This window comes from Bacillus sp. JJ1122 (assembly GCF_036964885.1).
Lineage (GTDB): Bacteria > Bacillota > Bacilli > Bacillales > Cytobacillaceae > Mesobacillus.
In genome coordinates this window covers 108,847-131,251 of the sequence record NZ_JBALQL010000006.1, presented here as the reverse complement: position 1 = coordinate 131,251, position 22,405 = coordinate 108,847, and the positions used below count along the sequence as shown (strand labels likewise).

Below are 22,405 nucleotides of genomic sequence, written 5' to 3'. Positions count from 1 at the left end.
GGAGCCATCCAGTGGGAGATATAAAAATAAAAACTGCGATTCCAGGACCGAAAGCAATCGATTTGCTGAAGAGAAAAGAGAAGAACGTACCAATTGGACCTTTCAACACCATTAAAACATTTGCTGAACAAGGGGAAGGTGCATTACTGAAAGATATCGATGGTAATACTTTCATTGATTTCGCCGGAGCCATTGGAACGCTTAATGTCGGCCATTGCCCGCCATCAGTCGTAAAGGCGCTGCATGAGCAAATCGATCGTTATCTTCATCCGTGTTTCCATGTCATGATGTATGAACCTTATATAGAATTGGCGGAGATGCTGAACAAAATCACTCCTGGCACCCATCATAAAAAGTCATTTTTCTTAAGCAGCGGAGCGGAGGCTGTAGAAAATGCAGTGAAAATCGCAAGGAAATTCACAGGCCGAAAAGGGATTATTTCATTTGAACGTGGATTCCACGGCAGGACATATATGGCGATGTCACTAACGAGCAAGGTAAGGCCATATAAATACCAGTTCGGCCCCTTCGCGCCAGAAACATATAAATGGCCATTTCCTGTGTATTCTCAGGAAAACAGCATGACATCCGATGCCCTTGATGCCTATATGCTTAATAAATTTAATACATTCTTCCTAAGTGAGGTACCTCCAACGGAAATTGCTGCTGTCATTATGGAGCCTGTTCAGGGGGAAGGTGGATTCAACATCCCATCAAAAACTTTTGTGCAAGGCGTTAAAAAGCTTTGTGAACAGCATGACATCCTGTTCATTGCAGATGAAATCCAGACGGGCTTCGGACGGACCGGGAAATTATTTGCAATGGAACATTTTGATGTGGTTCCCGATTTGATGACCATGTCAAAGTCTATCGCTGCAGGACTGCCAATCAGTGCTGTAACAGGCAGGGCGGAAATCATGGATTCAGCAGGCACTGGAGAGATTGGGGGAACTTTTGGCGGAAGCCCTCTTGGTTGTATTGCCGCGATAGAAGTAGTTAAAATGATAGATGAGCAGAAGCTGCTTGAAAAAGCAATTTCTTTTGGGGAGAGGTTTAAGGATAGGTTCGGACAGCTTGCTGACTGGTCTGGTGTGAAGTGTGATGTCCGCTCACTTGGAGCAATGTGCGCGATTGAGTTCTTTGACAGAGAAGGCAGACCAAATTCGCAGCTGGTCCAGGAGATACTCAATAAAGCGCACCAGCAAGGTTTAATTTTGATGAGTGCTGGATTGTATGGAAATGTAATCAGGCTCTTGGCTCCTCTCGTCATAACTGATGAGCAAACCAAAGAAGGCTTTGATGTACTTGAAGCGGCAATTCTTGAATGCTACAAGCAATAGGAGGATATATGATGAAACAATTATTATGGATAAATGGAGAATTTGTGGATACGGAAAAATATCTTCCGCTATATAATCCCTTCAATGGCGAAAAGATCGCGGAGGTTGCAGCTGCTAGCGACGGAGATGTCCTGAGGGCTATAGATGCAGCTGAATCTGTCGCCAAGACGATGGCGGAAATGGAGGCATTCAAACGGGCCGATATCCTACAGGGGGTCGCAGATCTCATAAAAGAGGAACGTGAAGAGTGCGCCAGGATTATAGCGGAAGAATCCTCCAAGCCTTTAAAGGCTGCCCGGGGAGAAGTAGACCGCACAATCATGACTTATAGCTTTGCAGCACAGGAAGCAAGGAGAATTCACGGAGAAACGGTTCCTCTGGATGCCGCTCCTGGTGGAGAAGGACGTATAGCCTATACTGTCAAGGAACCACTTGGGGTGGTTGCAGCAATTACTCCGTTTAATTTTCCAATGAATCTTGTTGCACACAAGGTCGGTCCCGCACTGGCAGCAGGTAATTCAGTTGTTCTTAAGCCTGCCAGTCAAACACCTCTTTCTGCATATAAAATCGCATCTTACTTCCATAGAGCTGGCTTGCCCGCTGGGGCGCTGAATGTTGTGACCGGAAGCGGCAAAAGTGTCGGAGATGTATTAATAAAAGATGACAGGGTAAAGAAAGTGACCTTCACCGGCAGTCCTGAAGTAGGAAAATATATTCGTGAAAATGCTGGTTTAAAGAAGGTGACTCTCGAACTTGGTTCAAATTCTGCCTTAATTGTCGATGAGGGAACGGACTTGGCAAAAGTGATGCCTCGAATCGTAACTGGTTCTTTTTCAAATCAGGGTCAGGTTTGCATTTCAATACAGAGAATTTTTGTTCATGAGTCAATCTCCGAAGAATTTACAGCTTTATTTATAGAGGAATCGAAAAAACTCAAGGTAGGAAATCCACTTGATGAGGAAACGGATATCTCTGCCATGATTACTTCAAATGATGTAACGAGGGCAAAGTCATGGGTTCAAGCGGCAATTGAAAATGGCGCTGAGCTCGCACTTGGCGGTGACAGTGACCAACAGGTACTGTACCCAACCATTTTGCTTAACGCAAAAGAAACCGACAAGATTTCATGTGAGGAAGTATTCGCGCCGGTCGTGCACATCAATACTTTCAGAGAATTTGATGAGGCGATAGCAAAAGTCAATGATTCTCAGTTCGGTCTGCAGGCAGGTGTTTATACAAAAGACCTTAATAAAGCTTTTAAAGCAACAAAATCTCTTCATGTTGGCGGTGTTATGGTCAATGACATTCCCACCTTCCGGGTTGACCATATGCCATATGGCGGTGTGAAGATGAGCGGAACAGGACGAGAAGGGATTAAATACGCAATTGAGGAAATGACCGAACTGAAACTTGTTTCATTCAAGCTTGATTGATAGGACTGGCAGCCTGGCCCAAGGGCCAGGCTTTTCAACTATATAATCAGTAAAGGGGGATGCTGTTCATGCATCCAGGTAAAACTTTGGTAGTGTCTGAAGCAAAATATAGAATGACTTTGTACTTAGACAAACAGAACCGCAGGATTAGGGTTGATGATTATCTAGGTAATTTATCAAGCATGTTAGAAAAAGCAGAAAAGATCGCAGAGGATGAAAATGCAGACAAACTGATCATTAAGGGAAGAAAAGAACATTTTAGCCAGCTGCTTGAAAGCGGCTACCGATTTGAAGCAAGTATTGATGGATACTTTCTCGGCTCTGATTGCTTTTTCTTTTCTAGATTCTTAACTGATGAAAGAAAAATCAGTACGCATTGGACGGAGGAAGATGGGATCATCAAGAGCATCTATCATTTGAAAGAACCCTCGCAGACAATCGCTCCTCCGAAAGCATACGTTCTGAAAAAGATGGAAGCAACAGACGCGGCTGGCCTTTCAGAACTATATAAATCTGTTTTTCAAATTTACCCTACCCCACTAAATAAACCTGATTATATTGTCCAGACAATGCGTGAGGGGACTGTCTATTATGGCTTTATTCATGGTGGGCAGGTGGTAAGCGCTGCATCAGCGGAAGTGAATTTATTTTATAAAAATGCAGAATTGACTGATTGCGCGACGCTAAAAGAACACAGGAAGCATGGCTTGATGAAAATATTGCTTGATCGTCTCGAACAGGAACTGGTCGAAAATAAAATATATTGTGCCTATTCCATTGCCAGGGCTTTATCCTTTGGAATGAATGCCGTTCTTTATCAGCTTCATTATGCCTACAGGGGCAGACTTGTGAACAATGTTTTTATTTATGATAAAATCGAAAACATGAATGTTTGGGTGAAAGATTTGGCATCAACGCCAAATTTTAGGCAGTAAATAGACAGTTTTTCGGCACGCTGTCATATACTTAATATGGGAGTGTGATAAATTTGAATTCAATTTCCAATGTAACCGAAGAAATACTGAGCGCAATCTTAAAATGTATTGATGAAGCGATCCATGTCGTAAATACAAAGGGTATCACGATTTTTTATAATGAAGTGGCTGCACAGCATGATGGTCTAAATTTAAAAGAGGTCATCGGCAAGCCTTTGTTATCTGTCTTTCCATCCTTAAACGAGCATTCAAGCACGCTTCTGAAAGTAATTGAGACAAAAAAACCGATCTTTAATGAGACTCAGTCGTTCGTTAACCTGCATGGAAGAAAAATAGAAACAGTCAACACCACTTTGCCAATTTTTGTCCAGGGGGATTTGATTGGCGCTGTTGAAATTGCCAAGGATTATTCCCGGATCAAGCAGCTTTCTGAACGTCTTGTAGAGGTTCACAAAAGCTTAAAGCACCGGAGCGGAAAAACACTCAAGCAGCAGGCTGCCTATACATTCAGTGATTTGCTTTCGAAAAATAAAAATTTTGAACAAATCAAGCAGAAGGCTGAGAAACTGGCAAAATCAGATTCTCCGATTCTCGTGTATGGAGAAAGTGGTACTGGAAAGGAACTTTTTGTCCAATCGATTCATAATGCATCGAATCGTTCAGCAGGGCCCTTCATTGCCCAGAATTGTGCAGCCATTCCTGAGAATCTTCTCGAAAGTATCCTGTTCGGCACATCAAAGGGTAGTTATACGGGGGCGGTGGACAGGCCGGGTCTTTTTGAACTAGCAAATGGGGGAACTCTTTTCCTTGATGAATTAAATTCAATGTCGATTGACCTTCAGGCAAAACTTCTTCGTGTCCTTGAGGATGGAGCAGTTAGGAGAGTTGGCAGCACCAATGTAGTTTCTGTGAATGTCAGGGTCATTTCTGCTATGAATGTATATCCTGGAGATGCGATGGAAAAAAACCAGCTGAGGACAGATTTATTTTATCGTTTGAATGTGCTGACCTTTGAATTAATGCCGTTAAGACAGAGGAAGGAAGATATTTTATATCTATCCCAAATCTTTATCGGCCATTATAACAAGAAGCTCAGAAAACATATTACAGGATTGGATGATCAGGTAAGGGCAGTGTTTATAGGACATCAATGGCCTGGTAATGTGCGGGAACTTAAGCATACGATTGAATATATGATGAATGTTTGCGAGGGTCAGGTCCTTACGGAAAATGACTTACCGGTAATGCTCAAACAAATGACACCCATGGGTGAAATCCATAAGCCTGAAAGAAGCAACTCCTTCATTTTAAGAGAGCAGCTAAAGGATTTTGAACGGGAACTCATTACAGATGCTCTTGAAGTTTGTAATGGCAATATCCAGAAAGCTGCTGCACTTCTTGATATTCCTAGACAGACTCTTCAATACAAATTAAAAAAGCTAAATGAATGAGAAGACTTTTTTGCATTTTTGCTCCACCATATAAATATTGATTCTTTTAATCTGCCGGAATTTCAGCAGGTTATTTTCTTTATTGAGGGTGATATTTAACCCGAAATTCTTCCCAGCTTAAGATATAAATAGGTTTTATTGATTTTTCAGAACAATCGGTAACTTTGGCACATAACTTGCATTAGTTATATGTACAAATTACTTAAGGGGGAAATCAGATGAAACAATCTTTATATAAACCTTCGAGACATTGGAAGGACATCGAACTGTGGAAGGAAGTAACGGAGGAACAGTGGAATGATTGGCTTTGGCAGCTGACAAACACGATCCGGACACTTGATGATTTGAAGAAAGTGATCAATCTCACGCCTGAAGAAGAAGAAGGAGTTAGGATTTCCACGAAAACCATTCCTTTGAATATCACACCCTACTATGCATCATTGATGAACCCAGACGATCCGCGCTGTCCAGTCAGGATGCAATCTGTTCCGATTTCCAAGGAGATCTACAAAACGAAGTATGACCTTGAAGACCCGCTCCATGAAGACGAGGATTCTCCTGTACCAGGTTTGACTCACCGCTATCCTGACAGAGTTTTATTTCTTGTTACCAATCAATGCTCTATGTATTGCCGCTATTGCACACGCAGAAGATTTTCAGGGCAAATCGGAATGGGTGTGGCAAAGAAACAGCTCGATGCAGCGATCGAGTACATCAGTCGGACTCCAGAAGTAAGGGATGTGTTAATCTCTGGCGGAGACGGGCTGCTGATCAATGACAATATCCTGGAATATATTTTGAAAAATCTGCGCGAAATCGATCATGTGGAAATCATCAGGATCGGAACTCGGGCACCAGTTGTGTTTCCTCAAAGAATTACAGAGAAGCTTTGTTCAATCCTCAAAAAATATCATCCTATCTGGCTTAATACACATTTCAATACATCCATCGAAATCACTGAAGACTCAAAGCGTGCATGTGAAATGCTTGCAAATGCGGGTGTTCCAGTCGGTAATCAATCTGTTATTCTTGCAGGAATCAATGACAGCGTCCCAATCATGAAAAAGCTCATGCATGACCTCGTGAAAATTCGAGTGAGGCCATATTATATTTATCAGTGTGACCTGTCCGAAGGCATCGGACATTTCCGTGCCCCGGTGACGAAGGGTCTTGAGATCATCGAAGGCTTAAGAGGACACACGTCCGGTTATGCAGTTCCTACGTTTGTAGTTGACGCTCCTGGAGGCGGCGGGAAAATTTCCTTGCAGCCGAATTACTTGATTTCCCAAAGTCCTGAAAAAGTAGTTCTCCGTAACTTTGAAGGAGCCATCACCTCCTATCCGGAGCCTGAAAATTATGTACCTGGGAGAGCAGAAGGCTACTTTAAACAAGTTTATCCTGAATATGAAAACAAGAAATCAAATACTGGGATTGCCGCAATTATGAATGATAGTGAATTCAACCTTATTCCAGAAGGCCTGCGACGCCTTGATCGCAGGGAACAATATGAGGTCGATCCTAATCATGCATCCTTGAAGGATAAACGGGAAAAACGAGATGAACTTAAGGAAAAGAAATTTAAATCGCAGCTGAATAAAACAAATGAAGCACTTGATGGGCAAGGAGCTGTCCCATCTTCCAAAGAATAGGGGGTTGCCTATGCAAAAATGTGAGTGGTGCAGCAGCGGGAATGTCAAATCAATAACAGACAGTGTTTTTTGGGAGCTGCCTGATGGGTCAAATGCAATTCAGATCGACGAAACCCCAGCAATTCATTGCCTGGATTGTGAAATGACTTATCAAACAGAATTGATCATAAAAGAAATAGAAGATCAGCTATTTTTAATCAATACAAAGAACCTCAATAAAGTGGTCACGTTCGAAGAACTGATGGCGCATCCAAGACTGCTCAAACGAAATTACTTTGATTTTTCATCGTAATAATGTCTTGATTGGCAATATTCGCAACATCAATTCCTAATAATCGATGTGATAAAAATTACCATTAACAGTATATCGTTCACAAAAGTTTCACGATTCCTATTTATCCTGCTTCCTCTGCGTATTTATAATAGACTGGGGAGTATCGAAATGGGAAAAGGGTGAAAACATGTATATCGCTTTATCAATCATGCTGGTAGCTGCAATGTTTGTCCTGTTTATGTGCGGATATTATGTAAGAGTAATTAAGGAAAAATTCGGTATGAATTGGCTGCATGCTGTACCGATAACCATAGCCATCCTGATGTTCAATATCATCTGGGCGCTGCTGGAAATGGCAAAATCGTCCAGGTGGCAATAAGCTGAAGAGCACCTTCTTAATTGAAGGTGTTCTTTTTATTGTAAAAACAATCTGTTTTTTTCACCTTGGCTTGACCGAAACCGAGTTACCACTTTTGCATTAAGGTAGACGGGTTAGGTCACAATCCGTTATAGTATTTGAAAAGTGCATTTCTTCAACAATTTTAACAATAGGCAGGCGTTCATATATGTATAAAAGCTTTTACCATTTTTTGATGAAGTATCGAGCCACAGCTCCCAAGGATGCAATCAGTAGGTTTGCAAATGATGCTTACGACGATCTCGCTTTCCCTAAAAATGCTACAGATTATCATGAAATCAGTTCCTATCTTGAATTAAACGGCCACTATCTGGAAAGCATGGTTGTTTTCGATGAAGCTTGGGAAGTATACCTAATTTCGGAAAGCTAATTGATTTTTTAAAGCTCCTGTGCTCGTTTTCAGGAGTTTTTTTATTTGTAACTGATTCACAATGGTTTAATTTCATCAGTGGTATAGCAAATAACAGGAAGTAACTTTGCATTTGCTTCCCCTTTATTATCTTAACAATAAATCCTTCCTTTCATGTGGGCGTGACGATTTTCAGAATAGTGCATATACTGTTGTAATCACAATTCACGACTCATCGTTGAGAGGATGGAGGAAATGGAAAAACGGAAGAAACCTAAATTTAACATCGGTGATACAGTCGTGATCACTATTTATGGGACTGTGGGGAAAGTGACAGATGTGAAGTGGCTCGACGGACTTCATGTATATGAGATAAATAATAGTGAAGGTCTGTATTTGGAAACCAGTTTACAAATGCTCTCCGAATATGAAGGGAAGCTTCTGGAAAAGGAGCAAATCGATATCGAATACAAATATTTCTTTGGGGATTTGGTCCAGGTAAAAGGGTATGGTTCAGACCTTTTTAAGGTTGTGGGATTCAGAACTGAAATTTGGAGATATAAAGAAGATGCCTGGGAAGATGTTATTTACGAACTTTCAAGGATTAAAGATGGCGAATGGCTTGAAGCTGGTGAGGAAGAATTGACGCTTGTTGCGGACTCGGAAAGTGCAGAAACTTTCATTCAGAAATTGGGCCTGCTCTTTTCTTCTAACAAAGAAGTGAAGCCATCGGTCAATCTCGAGAAAAAAACTTCTCCGTCACGGGCAGGCGAAAAGGAAGAATTACGGAAACTTAACCAAAGAAGAACAACCATTGATAATCTGCTTGATATTTATAACGATTATCGAATTTTATATAATTGGTTTAATGATGAAGAATATGCTCACGTTATGAGAGTAATTCTGCGCAAGTTATCGATCCTAGTCAATAATGATGGAAAAAGCCATGTTTAATACAAGTTGAAAAACTGGAGCAGCACATAAAGCAAAAATGGAATTCCCGCCACTAATAAGAATTTATATAAAAAATTCAAGATGTTCTCGAATAATTCAAGTACTGCACTATCATCTTTATTTACATCCTCCACAAACATTTCAGCCAGGGTACCCAGTCTCTCCACACGAAATCAACTCCTTGATAAGTTTAATTCATTCTATGCTTGTCCAATTTAGTTAGAACCTATACAAAAATTAAAGCCTATGCTTGGCATGAAACAGGCATGCTTCACATACATTTGAATAAAGGGGGGCGAATCTGTGAAAGAGATTGAGGTTTTTATTGATACAGAAGAAATAGCTGAATTTTTCTTTCATGAACTTGTAAAAAGGGGATACGTTCCCACAGAAGAGGAACTTGAAGAACTGGCAGATATCACTTTTGAATATCTTATAGAAAAGTGCATTATCGATGAAGAACCGGACATAGACTAGAACTGAATTTATTTAAAGGTGGATTCAACTGGGTCTGCCTTTTTTATTGATGAGTGCACACCAATAAATCAAAAAAACTTCAGAAGTGTGAAACCCTAAGAAAAGATAAACGTATAAATAGTCATGAATTTAAAAAAGAATTTAGGGAGGATAAACCAAATGTCGTTTTTTAATAAAGTATTCGCCAGTGTAGGAATCGGGGCAGCGAAGGTTGATACAAGGCTTGAAAAAGATCGGATTATGCCAGGAGAAGAGGTTCGCGGAATGGTTCAAATTCGCGGCGGCAGCACCGAACAGAATATTGATGATATCTATTTGAGTTTACATACAACTTATATAAAGGAATCAGATGATAAAAAATACACTGCAACTGCTCAAATTGATCGTTTCAGGCTGACTCAGTCTTTTGTGGTTAAGGAAAATGAAACAAAAGAAATTCCTTTTTCTTTCAGGCTTCCAATGGAAATGCCTTTGTCAATGGGAAGGACAAAGGTTTGGGTAACAACAGGTCTGGATATAAAAAATGCTGTCGACCCTACGGATAAAGATTATTTAACTGTTATTCCAAACCCAGTGATGGATGGAATTTTCAATGCAGTCAGCGATCTGGGTTTCCGTTTGAGAGAGGCGGAATGCGAAGAAGCACCTAGACATCTCCGCAGACATCTGCCATTTGTTCAGGAATTCGAGTTTGTGCCGGTTTCAGGTCCTTTCAGAGGCAAGCTGGATGAATTGGAGCTTAATTTATATCCGAACAATGAAAATGAAATAGAAGTATTAATGCAAGTTGACCGCAAGGCGAAAGGTCTTGGCGGATTCCTTTCAGAGGCAATGGGTATGGACGAATCCTATGTCCGGATGACTGTCCATGCTTCAGACCTTCCATCAGTAAAGCGAAAAATCCAGGGTGCAGTCGAGCGTTATTGCTAGATCTTAATAAATTTAAATGGAGGAAGACGATGAAGCTAAGCGCCCCATCGTCTTTTTTCTATGCTTTGCTTTTCCGGCCAGTTGCGGAATATTCTTTTCCATGTGCTTCTTGCTCTGCGATGATGGCTTCAGGCGAGATATGGTTGTTTTTCTTAGGTGAATTGATCCGGTTGCGGTGTTTCTTTCCCATTCTTCATTCTCCTTTATTTTGCGAAATTTTTTAAAAATAGGTGTAAGAATTTTTTGCAATAGCATTGGCAATGCTAGTTCTAGCATTCCCGCCTACAAAATTGTCATGAAACTGAAGATTTTCCTGAGCAGCTATATTATGGTATAGTTTTGTAGTAGCAACCCATAGGATGGAGGATTTTATTATGAGTGTACATATTGGTGCGAAAGAAAATGAAATTGCAGAAACGGTATTGCTTCCTGGCGATCCTTTAAGAGCGAAATATATTGCTGAAACTTTCCTTGAAAATGCACAGTTATATAATGAAGTAAGAAATATGTTCGGTTACACTGGTACATACAAAGGCAAAAGGATATCCGTTCAGGGTACTGGAATGGGCGTTCCTTCCATTTCAATCTATATAAATGAACTAATGAGTAGCTATAATGTACAAAACCTTGTTCGTGTAGGTACTTGCGGTGCCATTCAAAAGGATGTAAAGGTTAGGGACGTCATCCTTGCAATGAGCTCTTCAACGGATTCACAGATGAACCGCATGACATTTGGCGGAGTGGATTTTGCTCCAACTGCCAACTTTGACCTGCTGTATAAAGCGTATAACGCTGGTTTGGAAAAAGGCCTGAATCTTAAAGTTGGGAATGTATTTACTGCTGACCAGTTCTACAATGACAATTCTGAATTAGAAAAATGGGCACAATACCAAATTCTTGCGATAGAAATGGAAACAACTGCGCTATACACTTTGGCTGCAAAATACGATCGCAAGGCTCTATCAATCCTTACTGTTAGTGACCATATCCTGACTGGTGAAGAAACTACATCTGAGGAACGCCAGACAACTTTCAACGAAATGATTGAAGTTGCACTAGAAGCCGTAATTAAAGAGTAAGTGAGCATGAAAACCCTTTCCTACTGTGGAAAGGGTTTTTACGTAGGTAAGTTGATGAGTATCCGTTTACATCAACATGAAAAAGGACATGAATGGGAAAAAAGGCCATACGAAACCGTTTTAAAAAATGATAGAATGGTTTTATTGCCTCAGAAAGCTAAAGATTGGTGGATAAAATGAAGAAGATTTTACTATTATGCACATTGCCAATATTATTGGCAGGCTGTGCACCTGCAGAAACTTATTTAAAAAAGATCCCTTACATTGGAGAAAAATTTGCTGGACAAGAACAGCAGTCTGACGAACAAAAGAATATACCTAGTGATCCTAATCCACAAGATGATAACATGAATGGAAATGAAGAGAATGTGGACAAGCCTGCAGAAGATGAACCGACGCTAGAAGCCGCATATTTCAATGTCATCCAAAATGCAGATGGCAGAAATGTTATCCAAAATCCACAAAATACTCTATCCCTTGTTAATAAAGTATTTGGATTGCCGGCAAACTATATTCCGAATGATTTGGTCCGCCCTAATGTACTGTTCTCGTTTGGTGATGCCAAGCTTGAGAAAAGCTTAATGAGACAAGAAGCAGCTGTTGCCATGGAAAAAATGTTTGCTGGGGCGAAAAACGATGGAATCGAATTAGCCGCTGTCTCCGGGTATCGGTCATATGGACGCCAGGATGCAATTTTTAATGCTGAAATTAAAAGAGTTGGCAAGGAAAAGGCTCTAGAAGCAGTAGCAATACCGGGAAGCAGTGAACATCAAACCGGGTTGACGATGGATATCTCCAGCAGGACAAATGACTTTAATCTTGATGAGCAATTCGCTAAAACAAAAGAAGGAGTTTGGCTTGTTCACAATGCCCATGAGTATGGATTTATTTTAAGGTACCCAAAAGGCAAGGAAGACATTACCGGCTATATGTACGAGCCATGGCATTTCCGTTATGTTGGAATAAAGGCTGCTACAGAGATCTATAAAAACAACTGGACCTTGGAAGAATACTTCGATAATGTGAAAAAAATCTAATAAACGGAGAGCCTTACCAGCTGCTGGAAGGCTCTTTTTGTTTCCTCATGAGAAATGAAAGCTAAATTATATTTTGACTATTACATCTCATAAAGGGTATCAATAGTTGTATTCGTATAAAGATGCACATGCATCTTTATAATGGATTCCTTAAATAAAAAGCAATAAACAAAAGAGATGAATGTTATCTGATATGTGACAATTGTTATTGATGAAACAGCAAAAAAAAGTAAACTAAAAATAAACAATTTTATTGTTTGATAAATATACTATACTGGGGTATAGTAAAAATATAAGAAATGTAAGCAAAGAAACCTAAAGTTTTATTAAAATAAGTTAAGTTAGATGAAGTGAATGTGCACAGTCCTGTAAAAGTTCAATGTTGCTGATTTGTGTGCTGGAGAGAAGATGAAAAGTGAAAATTATCTGATCCGATATTGTAGAATGATTATCGGAAAACAAAGCGGGGTGTAAATCTTGAAAGAACAATTAAGCATCGACATAACCGGCATGACTTGTGCCTCATGTTCTACGAGGATTGAAAAAATCCTGAATAAAATGGATGGTGTGGACGCAACAGTAAATCTGGCGATGGAAAATGCTTCAATCACATATGAACCGGATAAAATAAAACCTAATGATATTTTTAACAAAATAAACGACCTGGGATACGGTGTCAGAAATGAAAAGTTGGATTTGGACGTTTTTGGTATGACCTGTGCCGCATGCTCCACTAGGATCGAAAAGGTTCTTAACAAGATGGATGGAATGGTCTCAGCCAATGTTAATCTCGCTACTGAATCGGCTTCTGTTGAATATAACAGTGCGATTCTCTCAAATGAAAAGATAATCGGCAAAATCCAGGACCTTGGATATGACGCAAAGGAAAAAATCCAGCGTGAAGCGAAAGCGCAGCAAAAAGAAGAAGAAATCAACGCTAAAAAGAGAAAGTTATGGCTCTCAATTCTATTATCTCTTCCGCTTCTCTATACAATGATTGGGCATGCGCCATGGGACACAGGGCTGCCAATGCCTGAATTATTGATGAATCCGTGGTTTCAGCTATTGTTAGCGACACCGGTGCAATTTTTTATTGGCGGGCAATTTTATGTCGGTGCTTATAAATCGCTTAAAAATAAGAGTGCTAATATGGATGTGCTTGTTGCGCTCGGTACATCTGCGGCATATTTTTACAGTCTGGCTGAAGCGATAAAAACGCTTGGTAATCCGCATTACCATCCTCATCTTTATTTTGAAACGAGTGCTGTCCTAATTACATTGATTTTAGTCGGGAAGTTGTTTGAGGCTTTAGCAAAAGGCCGAACAACAGAAGCAATTTCAAAATTGCTGAGCCTTCAGGCTAAGGAAGCGACTGTAATCAGAGATGGGCAAGAAATCAAAATCCCAATCGAGGATGTAAAAGTGAACGATACAATTATCGTCAAACCTGGTGAAAAGGTCCCTGTGGATGGGAAAGTCGTATCCGGTCAATCAGCAGTTGATGAGGCAATGATTACAGGGGAATCCATTCCTGTTGAGAAAGCAACTGGTGATCCGTTAATTGGTGCTACAATCAATAAAAATGGAACGCTAACCATGACTGCGACTAAGGTTGGAAAAGATACCGCACTAGCTGGCATCATTAAAGTTGTCGAGGATGCGCAAGGAAGCAAGGCGCCGATCCAGCGTGTTGCCGATAAAATTTCAGGGATTTTTGTTCCTATAGTGGTCGCAATCGCAATTGTCACATTCCTTGTTTGGTATTTTGCAGTGAATCCAGGAGATTTTGCATCTGCTCTTGAAACAGCTATTGCCGTACTTGTCATTGCCTGTCCTTGTGCATTAGGCCTTGCTACCCCTACTTCTATTATGGTGGGGACAGGAAAAGGCGCAGAAAACGGCATATTATTTAAAGGCGGAGAGCATTTAGAAACTACTCACAAAATTGATGCTATTGTACTTGATAAAACGGGTACAATTACAAAAGGGAAGCCGACTGTAACTGATATTGACTTTTTTGGAGAAGAAGAAAAAGTACTTCAATATCTTGTATCCGCAGAAAAAGCATCCGAACACCCGCTTGCAGATGCAATTGTAGAATATGGTAATTCGAAAAGTGTTAAGTTCCTGCCAATGGATGAGTTTTCTGCTGTACCAGGTCATGGCATATCTGCAATGATCAATGGTGAAAAGGTGTTTGTAGGTACCAGAAAGCTAATGTCGAAAGAAGGCATTGAATTTGAACGTTATGAACATCGGCTGGAACAATTGGAGACAGAAGGCAAGACAGCAATGATGATAGCGATTAATTACAAAATAAATGCAATTGTGGCCGTCGCGGATACTGTCAAGGAATCAGCAAAGGCAGCAATAGAAGAACTAAAGGATCTTGGTATCGAAGTATATATGCTGACTGGTGATAATACCCGCACAGCTAAGGCGATTGCTGCCCAGGTTGGCGTTGAGCATGTCATTGCTGAAGTATTGCCAGAGGAAAAAGCCAATCATGTAAAAGAGCTTCAGCTTAAGGGCAAGAAGGTTGCAATGGTGGGAGATGGTATAAATGATGCCCCGGCACTTGCAGTTGCAGACATCGGAATAGCGATCGGTACAGGAACCGATGTAGCCATTGAGGCAGCCGACCTGACAATCCTCGGAGGAGAATTAACGCTGATTCCGAAAGCGATTAATTTAAGCAAGAAAACGATGCAAAACATCCGCCAAAACCTTTTTTGGGCGCTGGCGTATAATTCAGCAGGCATTCCCATTGCTGCTCTTGGCTTATTGGCTCCTTGGGTTGCAGGAGCAGCAATGGCGTTCAGCTCAGTTTCTGTGGTGACTAATTCCCTTCGATTGAAGCGGATTAAGTTATAAATTATAAAATGAAAGGAAGATTTAAATGGAAAAAACAACTTTAAAAGTATCAGGCATGACTTGCGGCCACTGTGAAAAGGCAGTTAAAACAGCTTTAATGGGTGTTGACGGAGTGGCAAGTGTTATCGTTTCTCTTTCAGAAGGCACTGCTGAAGTCGAATATGACGCTTCAAAAGCAGAAGTAGGCAGAATGAAATCGGCAGTAGAAGATCAGGGTTATGATGTAGAATAGAATGCTTAAGCAGCGGTCTTTAAGACCGCTGCTTTTTTATGTACCTGATACCTTGCCTATTTTTCTGTTAATTTTATTATAAAAATGTTATCCTAATCATTAAGGATTTTAAGCTAGATTTGAAAGTGGTGAAAAGGGTTGGATCAGCAGAATATTAATGAAGAAAACAAAGAAGGAATGAACAGTCCAGAAAAGACACCAGAGACGGAGACCAAAAACAGTTTTCTTCGGATTAAAAAGTTCCACTTTGCAATGCTGTTGTTTTTTCTAGTCTTTTTAACAGCAGGTATCACTACCTTTGCGCTTGCTTTCGGAGAAGACAAGCCCGCGGTGCAGGTTATCAGGGAACGCGAAGAATTTGCAAAACTGTATGATGCATATGACACATTAAAAAATGATTATTACCAGGATGTTGATCAGGAAAAACTAATCAATGGTGCCATAGACGGAATGATGGAATCCCTTGATGATCCATATTCTGATTATATGAGCCAGGATGACGCAAAGAGTTTCCATCAGAGCCTTTCTTCCTCCTTTGAAGGTATTGGTGCCGAAATCCAGGAACGAGAAGGAAGTATTTTTATCGTTACACCTTTAAAAGGATCACCAGCTGAAAAAGCAGGGCTGCAGCCAGAGGACAAGATTCTGTCTGTGGACGGAAAGAGCATTCAGGGGATGAGCTCTACCGAAGCAGTGGCATTGATTAGAGGAGAAAAAGGAACAGATGTTAAATTGTCTATTTTACGCCAAGGTGCAGAGCAGCCGGTAGATGTAACGATTACTCGTGATACGATTCCGATCGAAACAGTCTATGGTGAAATGCTTGAAGATGGTATTGCTAAAGTCCAGATAACAAACTTCTCACAAAACACTGCAACTGAGTTAGTAGACGTATTGAATGATATGCAAAAACAAGGAATGAAAGGTCTTGTCCTTGATTTAAGGCAAAACCCAGGAGGCCTGTTAGATCAGGCGGTCAAAATCTCCAGCCTCTTCGTACCAGAGGGGAAAATCTTGTTCAAAGTAGAGGACCGAAAGGGAAATATTGAGGAATATACTTCTGAGAACAAGAATAATAACAACCTTCCATTGGTCGTAGTCATCGATAAAGGAAGCGCGAGTGCGTCCGAAATACTCGCAGGGGCAGTAAGTGAATCAGCTGGTGTGCCACTTGTTGGAGAGAAATCGTTTGGAAAGGGAACTGTCCAAAGAGCAGAAGACTTTTCGGATGGATCGAATATGAAGTTCACAACGGATAAATGGCTGACACCTGAGGGGAATTGGATTCATAAAAAAGGAATCAAGCCAGACCATGAGGTACCATTGCCGGAATACGCTTCATTACCATTTATCGATCCAGAATCTGAGTTAAAAGTTTCTGTTGCTTCTGAACAAGTCAAAGCTGCACAAAAAATGCTAAAAGCTCTTGGTTTTAATCCCGGAAGAGAAGATGGATTCTTTGATGAAAAGACAAAAGCTGCGGTTATTGCATTCCAAAAATCAAAAAAGCTTGAAGAAAATGGAGTATTAAAAGGTACTTCAACAATTGAGCTAATGAATTCACTTCGTGAAAAGATCAAAAACGAAGATCCGCAAATTAAAAAAGCAGTGGACGTGCTTAAGCAGGAAATGAGTAAATAATCAGATCAAATAGCTTTAATAAAAGAATCTCCAGCACTAGCTGGAGATTTTCCATGTTCTATCCCAAAAAAAGTTAGGTGGAAATCTATATGAAAAAGACAGAGGTTTATATCCTATCCGGATTTCTTGGCACGGGAAAAACCACGTTATTGAAACAGATTTTACAGTATGAAAAATCTAATGACAGGTCCATTGCTGTGATGATGAATGAACTTGGTAATGTATCAATAGATTCAGACGCTGTAGAAACAGATGTGCCCTTAAAAGAACTTTTGGGAGGATGTATTTGCTGCACAATCCAGGATAAACTGGAATCCCAGTTACAGGGATTACTTTTTGATAATATTCTTGATGCAATATACATAGAAACAACTGGGGCAGCCCACCCGGTTGAAGTTCTGGATGCCGTACTATCCCCTTTATTTGCTGAAAAGCTTGAAATGAAAGGAATTGTAACTACGGTGGATGGCACAATGTGGTTAAAAAGGAATACATTCAATCCTCAAGTGCAGCAGCTTTTGCTTGAGCAGGTAAAGCATGCTGATATAGTAATCGTCAATAAATCGGATATGATGACTGATGCGGAACAAGCGAAAACCAACATGGATATTCAGTCTTTAAATCCAAAGGCCAAGTGCATTTTGAGTTCATTCTCAAAAATCCCGATGAATATGCTTCTTACGATGTCAGCTTCTAAAAAAGCCGATCGAAAAGAGGCACATGTTCAAACCGATTTGCGTTTGAGTACTTTTGTATTCCAATTTAAGAACTCTGTAAAACAAAATGACTTTGAAGCTTTTTTAAGGTCTCTGCCTGATTCGATTTATCGGATTAAAGGGTATATATTATTCAGCCACTCGGAGTATCCAGATTTATTCCAATATTCATATGGCATGCCACTATATATGAAGGAATATATGAAAATGCCGCTAAACCTTGTTTTTATTGGCCAGGTTACAGATTGGAGCGAAATAGAATCAAAGCTGCGTGGCCTAGAAGAATAATCCTGTTTCAGTATCCGCACACTGGGTAAAACATAGTATCTTCAATGGAAAGGATGAATGTCATGCCTTGGACAAAGAATGATTACCCTGTATCCATGAAAAATCTAGACCCGGATGTGCGTGAAAAAGCAATCGAGATTGCCAATGCTCTAATCACTGAAGAGCATTATGATGACGGTAAAGCCATTCCGATAGCAATCGATAAAGCAAAGGAATATGTTTCTAACCATAAGGAAGATTGATTCTTAAGCCCAGCAATGCTGGGTTTTTTTCTTTTTTTTAGAGAGCTTTTCAATAAAGACTCTTGGTTCTTTGGAAGGAAAAATAATGGAAAAAGATGTTGCCGATGAAGCCTCTTGGTTACCTGGAATAGTGAAATCTTAGAAAAAGATGGCGACAATAAGGCGTCTTGGTTACCTTTAAAAACATATATTAGAAAAAACGGTACTCAATAAGGCCACATGGTTACTTAAAAAACAAATATTGGAAAAAATAATACTCAATAAGACCTCTTGGTTACTTAAAAAAACAGATATTGGAAAAATTGATACTCAATAAGGTCACTTGGTTACCTGGAAAAACAAATATTGGAAAAAACGATACTCAATAAACCCTCTTGGTTACTTAAAAAAACAGATATTGGAAAAATTGATACTCAATAAAGCCACATGGTTACCTTAATAAAATGATATTGGAAAAAGGGGTCACCAATATGTCCTCTTTCTTTGCTAAAAGGAATTTAAAATGGAAAAAACATGGATCTCCGAGAATCAATTTGTTTTAAACATCCTCGTTTTAAAAAATTTTCCAACCTGAATAGTAAAAAGAGAAAACGCAAAAACTTTCATGTAGCGATTTTTTTAAAGCCAAAGAAAAAGAGTTGAGCGATATGAAAGCATTAAGGACCCTTTTTATACTCAGCATCTTGTTAATTAATAATGGAAATGGCATTGAAGCCAAAAAGCAATCAGCTAATCAAAAGGTTCAGATGTACCAATGGGAAGAGGTCAATGACATTCTACCAAAATACAGCAAGTTCACAGTGGTCGATTTGGAAACTGGAATGAAATTTCGTGTCCAGCGGAGAGCAGGAAGCAATCACGCTGATGTACAGCCACTCACCTCTGAAGATACAGCGATCATGAAAAAAATCTATAATGGTCAATGGAGCTGGAAGCGGCGGGCGATCCTTGTCATTTCAGACGAACAAATGAAAATAGCTGCTTCCATGCATGGTATGCCTCATGGGGGAGGGGCATTGAAGAATAATTTTCCGGGTCATTTTTGTATCCATTTTTATGGAAGTACTACTCATCGGACGAATTTTATGGACCTTTCCCATAAGTTAATGATTTTGAAGGCAGCTGGGAGGCTTGAATTATACCTGGAACAAACTGATCCATATGATTTGATTAACGCCTTTATTGCAGGTATTAAACAGCAGGATCCTAAAATTGTTTCGTATATATCCCTGCAGGAGCAGGACTGGGATACAATACTTCCAAGCATTGATAATGTAAGGATTTCCCGAATGGAAGTATTGCCACATGAGGATATAACGGATGAGCTAACCCTTTCTGTCCCAGTTGAAATTAACTGGCAACTAAAAGGGGTGGGCGGCAGGAATTTTACATGTCTGATAAAACTTGTGCGATTTATGCCAAACGAACAATGGAAGATAGATTCTGTTCAGTTTCTTAAAGATAATGGAATAAAAGGAACAAAATAAAACGCGGTATTCTAATGACTGTTGTTTGAAATGGATTGTTTGAAAGTAAAACATTGTAAATAAGTTGAATGGAGCGAATTGAGAGACTCCTTCAAATGCGCCTGCCGCTTTTCCATCGTGCGTTGCGTACTCCAAGGTACACTCATCAAACCAAATGAAAAAAGCTTGAGCAAATCTCAAGCTTTTTTTAGTGAGCCTGTAAACATGTTAAATTTTCAAAATTAAACCATCCGTAAATGCATTCCTTTTTATAGTAAGATTGGAACATAATCAAATTTAAAAAACGCATTTATCTTTAAAAATGAATCAGTAGCAGAGATTAATGCTCACCAAACTTTGCGAAGGTTTTTTCATCTTCTACCAATCCACAAGCAGCACATTGTATTTTTAGTTCTGGCCCCCGGTAAGGGAGATGGAAAGGTTCAAGCTGGTCATTAGAGTATTGTTCCACAACTTCTCCAGATTGTGGGTTTAATTTAACTGCTTGCGGTACTTGTGTAATCATATTGAATCTTGTACGGTTTGTTTTACAATTAGGACATCTATATGGGGTACTCATTTTGCACTCTCCTTTTTTGTAATTTAGTTTTATTTTTTGCAAAGTAAAGCGGATTTATGTAAATATACTAGAGTGGGTTTGTACCGCCATTTGAATCAGGAGGCGAAACTATGCAAACAGAGCTTTATGATAAATTATTGAAGGAATACAGGGAGCTATGGAATAACCGAAGATTGGAGGCGGAAGAAAGTCCAGAATTTATTCTTAAAGAAGCTATAGCAAGAGACTTAAGAGATGAAAACTCACATCCAAGAGCAAGAAGGACGTTAATGGAAAAATATTTTATCGCTACAAAAAGAATCCTTGAATCACCTTTATCACATGAAAGTAAAATATTGCTTATTCAAATGCACATAAGGATAACAGAAGAAATTAAAAAGAGCAGCGAATAAAAGAATAGAAAGAATATGATATTTGATAAAAGGAGAGAGCTGATCTTTCTCCTCCTTTTATATTATTGGAATTTTATAGAATATAAACAAATTGATCGAGTATTTCTATTGCCTTTATACCCCTTATGGTATATTATACTAATGTAAGTTCAAATCTGAACAAGATATTTCAAGAGGTGAAAAGTAATTGCTCACAGGTATTATCATCAGTCTCTTTTTCGTTACTTTATATTTCAACCGATACGTTCCAGTAAGAAATGTACCAGCAGTTGATCCTCAGGAAAAGGATGCGGTTTTTGTTGACCTTCGTGATTATCAAGACTCAGCAAATAATCCTTTCATTGGAGCAATCAATATCCCTTGCGGATATTTAAAAAGATATATAAAAGAAATACCCGACCAGCAGATTGTCATCATTGCCTCCAACGAAGTCGAAAAGAATTTTAGTGCAAGACTCCTAAAAAAATATGGTTTCAATGTAAAAGGATATACGATTACAGGCCCATCACAATAGGAGGTGGCAAAATGGAGTATAATAAAGAGATTTTAAATCGTTTAAAAAGAATTGAAGGTCAAGTAAGAGGAAGTATTCGCCTGATTGAAGAGCAGGACGAATGTAAATCAGTAGTCACTCAGCTCTCTGCAATTCGTTCAGCAGTTGACCGGGCTATTGCTTTAATTGTCAGCAAAAATCTTGAGCAATGCCTAATAAATGATTTGCATGAAGGCAGAGAAACTTCCCAGGCAGTAAATGAAGCAGTTGAACTACTTGTCAAGAGTAGAAAATAGTCTTTTTCTTTTCTTGACAAGTACATTTTTGTCACTTAAAATACCCGTATAGGTATTTAGTTAAAATTAAAAAATCAAATAATGAGGTGTGTAAAGAATGGATGTAGTAATGAACGTACTGATTGTAATTCTCGCAGCAGCGTTTTTATGGAGCAGACTTGCACCAACCAAGGGAGTAAATAATATTACAACAGATCAACTGCGCGATATGATGAAAACAAAGCAGGCTGAAACACAATTTATAGATGTGAGGACTTCTGGAGAATACAAAGGCAATCATATCAAAGGCTTCAAAAACCTTCCGCTTCAACAGTTAGGCAACAGAACTGGCGAATTATCAAAGGATAAAGACGTTGTAGTGATTTGCCAGAGCGGTATGCGCAGCAGCCAGGCCAGCAAGTTGTTAAAGAAAGCCGGCTTTAAAAATATCACAAATGTAAAGGGCGGCATGAGCGCCTGGTAAATACTAAGGGGGAAGTAAAAATGCGTCAGATGACACCTGTAGAAGTACAAAACGGATTAGGAAAAAATGAATTTGAAGTAGTAGACGTTCGCGAAGTAAGTGAAGTAGCAGAAGGGATCATTCCTGGAGCTATACACATTCCACTTGGTCTTCTAGAGTTCAGAATGAATGAACTTGATAAGAATAAAACCTACGTTATCGTTTGCCGTTCAGGCGGCCGCAGTTCAAGAGCAACCCAGTTCCTTGAATACCAAGGTTTTAATGTCATTAACATGCAGGGCGGTATGATGTCCTGGCAGGGTCCTACACAATAATAAGAATTACAGACGATAGAGACAGTTAAACTGTCTCTATTTTTTTGCTCTTTTCTAAAAGCTTTGTTAAAGCTGAATGTTG

General features: G+C 39.6%; 27 protein-coding genes. 24 read left to right on the top strand and 3 right to left on the bottom strand.

Annotation, left to right across the window (positions count from 1 at the left end):
- The first annotated feature begins 11 nt into the window (after positions 1-11).
- From gabT to V7201_RS04285, 9 genes are all read left to right on the top strand, one after another.
- On the top strand, positions 12-1,340 hold the full coding sequence (gene gabT / locus V7201_RS04325; protein WP_335375558.1) for a 4-aminobutyrate--2-oxoglutarate transaminase: 1,329 nt from the start codon (positions 12-14) through the stop codon (positions 1,338-1,340).
- 11 nt (positions 1,341-1,351) lie between these two features.
- Positions 1,352-2,773, top strand: a complete 1,422-nt coding sequence (locus V7201_RS04320) for an aldehyde dehydrogenase family protein (RefSeq protein ID WP_335375866.1) — start codon at positions 1,352-1,354, stop codon at positions 2,771-2,773.
- A 68-nt stretch (positions 2,774-2,841) separates the two neighbouring features.
- Positions 2,842-3,708 carry a putative beta-lysine N-acetyltransferase gene (gene ablB, locus V7201_RS04315; RefSeq protein WP_335375557.1) on the top strand — a complete coding sequence of 289 codons (867 nt, stop codon included), beginning with the start codon at positions 2,842-2,844 and terminating at the stop codon, positions 3,706-3,708.
- Positions 3,709-3,761: 53 nt separating this feature from the next.
- Positions 3,762-5,159, top strand: coding sequence for a sigma-54 interaction domain-containing protein (locus tag V7201_RS04310; protein ID WP_335375556.1), 1,398 nt, complete (start codon positions 3,762-3,764; stop codon positions 5,157-5,159).
- A 218-nt stretch (positions 5,160-5,377) separates the two neighbouring features.
- Positions 5,378-6,808 carry a lysine 2,3-aminomutase gene (gene ablA, locus V7201_RS04305; RefSeq protein ID WP_335375555.1) on the top strand — a complete coding sequence of 477 codons (1,431 nt, stop codon included), beginning with the start codon at positions 5,378-5,380 and terminating at the stop codon, positions 6,806-6,808.
- 10 nt (positions 6,809-6,818) lie between these two features.
- Positions 6,819-7,100, top strand: coding sequence for a YokU family protein (locus tag V7201_RS04300; protein ID WP_335375554.1), 282 nt, complete (start codon positions 6,819-6,821; stop codon positions 7,098-7,100).
- Positions 7,101-7,269: 169 nt separating this feature from the next.
- A complete protein-coding gene (locus V7201_RS04295) occupies positions 7,270-7,461 on the top strand; it encodes a hypothetical protein (protein ID WP_335375553.1) in 192 nt (63 codons plus the stop codon).
- Positions 7,462-7,648: 187 nt separating this feature from the next.
- The gene (locus V7201_RS04290) at positions 7,649-7,870 is read left to right on the top strand and encodes a YozE family protein (protein ID WP_335375552.1); all 222 of its coding nucleotides are present in this window, start codon (positions 7,649-7,651) and stop codon (positions 7,868-7,870) included.
- A 234-nt stretch (positions 7,871-8,104) separates the two neighbouring features.
- On the top strand, positions 8,105-8,803 hold the full coding sequence (locus V7201_RS04285; protein ID WP_335375551.1) for a hypothetical protein: 699 nt from the start codon (positions 8,105-8,107) through the stop codon (positions 8,801-8,803).
- Here the strand turns inward: V7201_RS04285 and V7201_RS04280 are convergent.
- A complete protein-coding gene (locus tag V7201_RS04280; RefSeq protein WP_335375550.1) occupies positions 8,800-8,970 on the bottom strand; it encodes a hypothetical protein in 171 nt (56 codons plus the stop codon). The two genes, V7201_RS04285 and V7201_RS04280, sit on opposite strands and share 4 nt — an antisense overlap.
- Before the next feature lie 136 nt (positions 8,971-9,106).
- Here V7201_RS04280 and V7201_RS04275 point away from each other — a divergent pair, with 136 nt between their 5' ends.
- Together V7201_RS04275 and V7201_RS04270 are read left to right on the top strand one after the other, a co-directional pair.
- Positions 9,107-9,280 (top strand): YozD family protein, encoded by a 174-nt coding sequence (locus tag V7201_RS04275; RefSeq protein ID WP_335375549.1) that lies wholly within the window; start codon positions 9,107-9,109, stop codon positions 9,278-9,280.
- Positions 9,281-9,439: 159 nt separating this feature from the next.
- Complete coding sequence (locus tag V7201_RS04270) at positions 9,440-10,210, top strand: sporulation protein (protein WP_335375548.1); 771 nt, start codon at positions 9,440-9,442, stop codon at positions 10,208-10,210.
- 58 nt (positions 10,211-10,268) lie between these two features.
- On the opposite strand, the gene V7201_RS04265 is transcribed toward V7201_RS04270, so the two are convergent.
- Positions 10,269-10,400, bottom strand: a complete 132-nt coding sequence (locus V7201_RS04265; protein WP_335375547.1) for a hypothetical protein — start codon at positions 10,398-10,400, stop codon at positions 10,269-10,271.
- A gap of 184 nt (positions 10,401-10,584) precedes the next feature.
- On the opposite strand from V7201_RS04265, the gene deoD reads away from it, so the two are divergent.
- The 8 genes from deoD to V7201_RS04225 all read left to right on the top strand — a co-directional run bounded on the left by deoD (position 10,585) and on the right by V7201_RS04225 (position 19,806).
- On the top strand, positions 10,585-11,289 hold the full coding sequence (deoD, locus tag V7201_RS04260; protein WP_335375546.1) for a purine-nucleoside phosphorylase: 705 nt from the start codon (positions 10,585-10,587) through the stop codon (positions 11,287-11,289).
- A gap of 176 nt (positions 11,290-11,465) precedes the next feature.
- On the top strand, positions 11,466-12,326 hold the full coding sequence (locus tag V7201_RS04255) for a M15 family metallopeptidase (protein WP_335375545.1): 861 nt from the start codon (positions 11,466-11,468) through the stop codon (positions 12,324-12,326).
- Positions 12,327-12,803: 477 nt separating this feature from the next.
- Positions 12,804-15,200: a heavy metal translocating P-type ATPase gene (locus V7201_RS04250; protein WP_335375544.1), complete on the top strand. Its 2,397-nt coding sequence runs from the start codon at positions 12,804-12,806 to the stop codon at positions 15,198-15,200.
- A gap of 25 nt (positions 15,201-15,225) precedes the next feature.
- Positions 15,226-15,432 carry a copper chaperone CopZ gene (copZ, locus tag V7201_RS04245; protein ID WP_335375543.1) on the top strand — a complete coding sequence of 69 codons (207 nt, stop codon included), beginning with the start codon at positions 15,226-15,228 and terminating at the stop codon, positions 15,430-15,432.
- Between the two features lie 177 nt (positions 15,433-15,609).
- On the top strand, positions 15,610-17,073 hold the full coding sequence (locus tag V7201_RS04240; protein ID WP_335375865.1) for a S41 family peptidase: 1,464 nt from the start codon (positions 15,610-15,612) through the stop codon (positions 17,071-17,073).
- Between the two features lie 89 nt (positions 17,074-17,162).
- On the top strand, positions 17,163-18,077 hold the full coding sequence (locus V7201_RS04235) for a CobW family GTP-binding protein (RefSeq protein WP_335375542.1): 915 nt from the start codon (positions 17,163-17,165) through the stop codon (positions 18,075-18,077).
- A gap of 62 nt (positions 18,078-18,139) precedes the next feature.
- Complete coding sequence (locus V7201_RS04230) at positions 18,140-18,319, top strand: hypothetical protein (RefSeq protein WP_335375541.1); 180 nt, start codon at positions 18,140-18,142, stop codon at positions 18,317-18,319.
- Between the two features lie 647 nt (positions 18,320-18,966).
- Positions 18,967-19,806: a hypothetical protein gene (locus tag V7201_RS04225; RefSeq protein ID WP_335375540.1), complete on the top strand. Its 840-nt coding sequence runs from the start codon at positions 18,967-18,969 to the stop codon at positions 19,804-19,806.
- Positions 19,807-20,125: 319 nt separating this feature from the next.
- On the opposite strand, the gene V7201_RS04220 is transcribed toward V7201_RS04225, so the two are convergent.
- Positions 20,126-20,365, bottom strand: coding sequence for a DNA alkylation repair protein (locus tag V7201_RS04220; protein WP_335375539.1), 240 nt, complete (start codon positions 20,363-20,365; stop codon positions 20,126-20,128).
- 110 nt (positions 20,366-20,475) lie between these two features.
- Between V7201_RS04220 and V7201_RS04215 the strand changes: the two genes are divergently transcribed.
- From V7201_RS04215 to V7201_RS04195, 5 genes are all read left to right on the top strand, one after another.
- Positions 20,476-20,757 carry a hypothetical protein gene (locus tag V7201_RS04215; protein WP_335375538.1) on the top strand — a complete coding sequence of 94 codons (282 nt, stop codon included), beginning with the start codon at positions 20,476-20,478 and terminating at the stop codon, positions 20,755-20,757.
- A 187-nt stretch (positions 20,758-20,944) separates the two neighbouring features.
- The gene (locus tag V7201_RS04210; RefSeq protein WP_335375537.1) at positions 20,945-21,271 is read left to right on the top strand and encodes a sulfurtransferase; all 327 of its coding nucleotides are present in this window, start codon (positions 20,945-20,947) and stop codon (positions 21,269-21,271) included.
- Positions 21,272-21,282: 11 nt separating this feature from the next.
- Entirely contained in the window at positions 21,283-21,546 is a 264-nt protein-coding gene (locus V7201_RS04205) for a metal-sensitive transcriptional regulator (RefSeq protein WP_335375536.1), read from the top strand.
- 97 nt (positions 21,547-21,643) lie between these two features.
- Positions 21,644-22,009, top strand: coding sequence for a rhodanese-like domain-containing protein (locus V7201_RS04200; RefSeq protein ID WP_335375535.1), 366 nt, complete (start codon positions 21,644-21,646; stop codon positions 22,007-22,009).
- A 20-nt stretch (positions 22,010-22,029) separates the two neighbouring features.
- Positions 22,030-22,323: a rhodanese-like domain-containing protein gene (locus V7201_RS04195; RefSeq protein WP_335375534.1), complete on the top strand. Its 294-nt coding sequence runs from the start codon at positions 22,030-22,032 to the stop codon at positions 22,321-22,323.
- Positions 22,324-22,405 lie beyond the last annotated feature (82 nt).

Excerpts from the sequence above, each read along its gene's own strand:
- V7201_RS04240 (WP_335375865.1), top strand. The coding sequence starts at position 15,610 with ATGAACAGTCCAGAAAAGACACCAGAGACGGAGACCAAAAACAGTTTT.
- V7201_RS04255 (WP_335375545.1), top strand. The coding sequence starts at position 11,466 with ATGAAGAAGATTTTACTATTATGCACATTGCCAATATTATTGGCAGGC.
- V7201_RS04320 (WP_335375866.1), top strand. The coding sequence starts at position 1,352 with ATGAAACAATTATTATGGATAAATGGAGAATTTGTGGATACGGAAAAA.
- V7201_RS04220 (WP_335375539.1), bottom strand. The coding sequence starts at position 20,365 with ATGAGTACCCCATATAGATGTCCTAATTGTAAAACAAACCGTACAAGA.
- ablB (WP_335375557.1), top strand. The coding sequence starts at position 2,842 with ATGCATCCAGGTAAAACTTTGGTAGTGTCTGAAGCAAAATATAGAATG.
- ablA (WP_335375555.1), top strand. The coding sequence starts at position 5,378 with ATGAAACAATCTTTATATAAACCTTCGAGACATTGGAAGGACATCGAA.
- V7201_RS04200 (WP_335375535.1), top strand. The coding sequence starts at position 21,644 with ATGGATGTAGTAATGAACGTACTGATTGTAATTCTCGCAGCAGCGTTT.
- V7201_RS04195 (WP_335375534.1), top strand. The coding sequence starts at position 22,030 with ATGCGTCAGATGACACCTGTAGAAGTACAAAACGGATTAGGAAAAAAT.
- deoD (WP_335375546.1), top strand. The coding sequence starts at position 10,585 with ATGAGTGTACATATTGGTGCGAAAGAAAATGAAATTGCAGAAACGGTA.
- V7201_RS04265 (WP_335375547.1), bottom strand. The coding sequence starts at position 10,400 with ATGGGAAAGAAACACCGCAACCGGATCAATTCACCTAAGAAAAACAAC.
- copZ (WP_335375543.1), top strand. The coding sequence starts at position 15,226 with ATGGAAAAAACAACTTTAAAAGTATCAGGCATGACTTGCGGCCACTGT.
- V7201_RS04295 (WP_335375553.1), top strand. The coding sequence starts at position 7,270 with ATGTATATCGCTTTATCAATCATGCTGGTAGCTGCAATGTTTGTCCTG.
- V7201_RS04300 (WP_335375554.1), top strand. The coding sequence starts at position 6,819 with ATGCAAAAATGTGAGTGGTGCAGCAGCGGGAATGTCAAATCAATAACA.
- V7201_RS04235 (WP_335375542.1), top strand. The coding sequence starts at position 17,163 with ATGAAAAAGACAGAGGTTTATATCCTATCCGGATTTCTTGGCACGGGA.
- V7201_RS04215 (WP_335375538.1), top strand. The coding sequence starts at position 20,476 with ATGCAAACAGAGCTTTATGATAAATTATTGAAGGAATACAGGGAGCTA.
- V7201_RS04230 (WP_335375541.1), top strand. The coding sequence starts at position 18,140 with ATGCCTTGGACAAAGAATGATTACCCTGTATCCATGAAAAATCTAGAC.
- V7201_RS04205 (WP_335375536.1), top strand. The coding sequence starts at position 21,283 with ATGGAGTATAATAAAGAGATTTTAAATCGTTTAAAAAGAATTGAAGGT.
- V7201_RS04285 (WP_335375551.1), top strand. The coding sequence starts at position 8,105 with ATGGAAAAACGGAAGAAACCTAAATTTAACATCGGTGATACAGTCGTG.
- V7201_RS04225 (WP_335375540.1), top strand. The coding sequence starts at position 18,967 with ATGAAAGCATTAAGGACCCTTTTTATACTCAGCATCTTGTTAATTAAT.
- V7201_RS04270 (WP_335375548.1), top strand. The coding sequence starts at position 9,440 with ATGTCGTTTTTTAATAAAGTATTCGCCAGTGTAGGAATCGGGGCAGCG.
- V7201_RS04290 (WP_335375552.1), top strand. The coding sequence starts at position 7,649 with ATGTATAAAAGCTTTTACCATTTTTTGATGAAGTATCGAGCCACAGCT.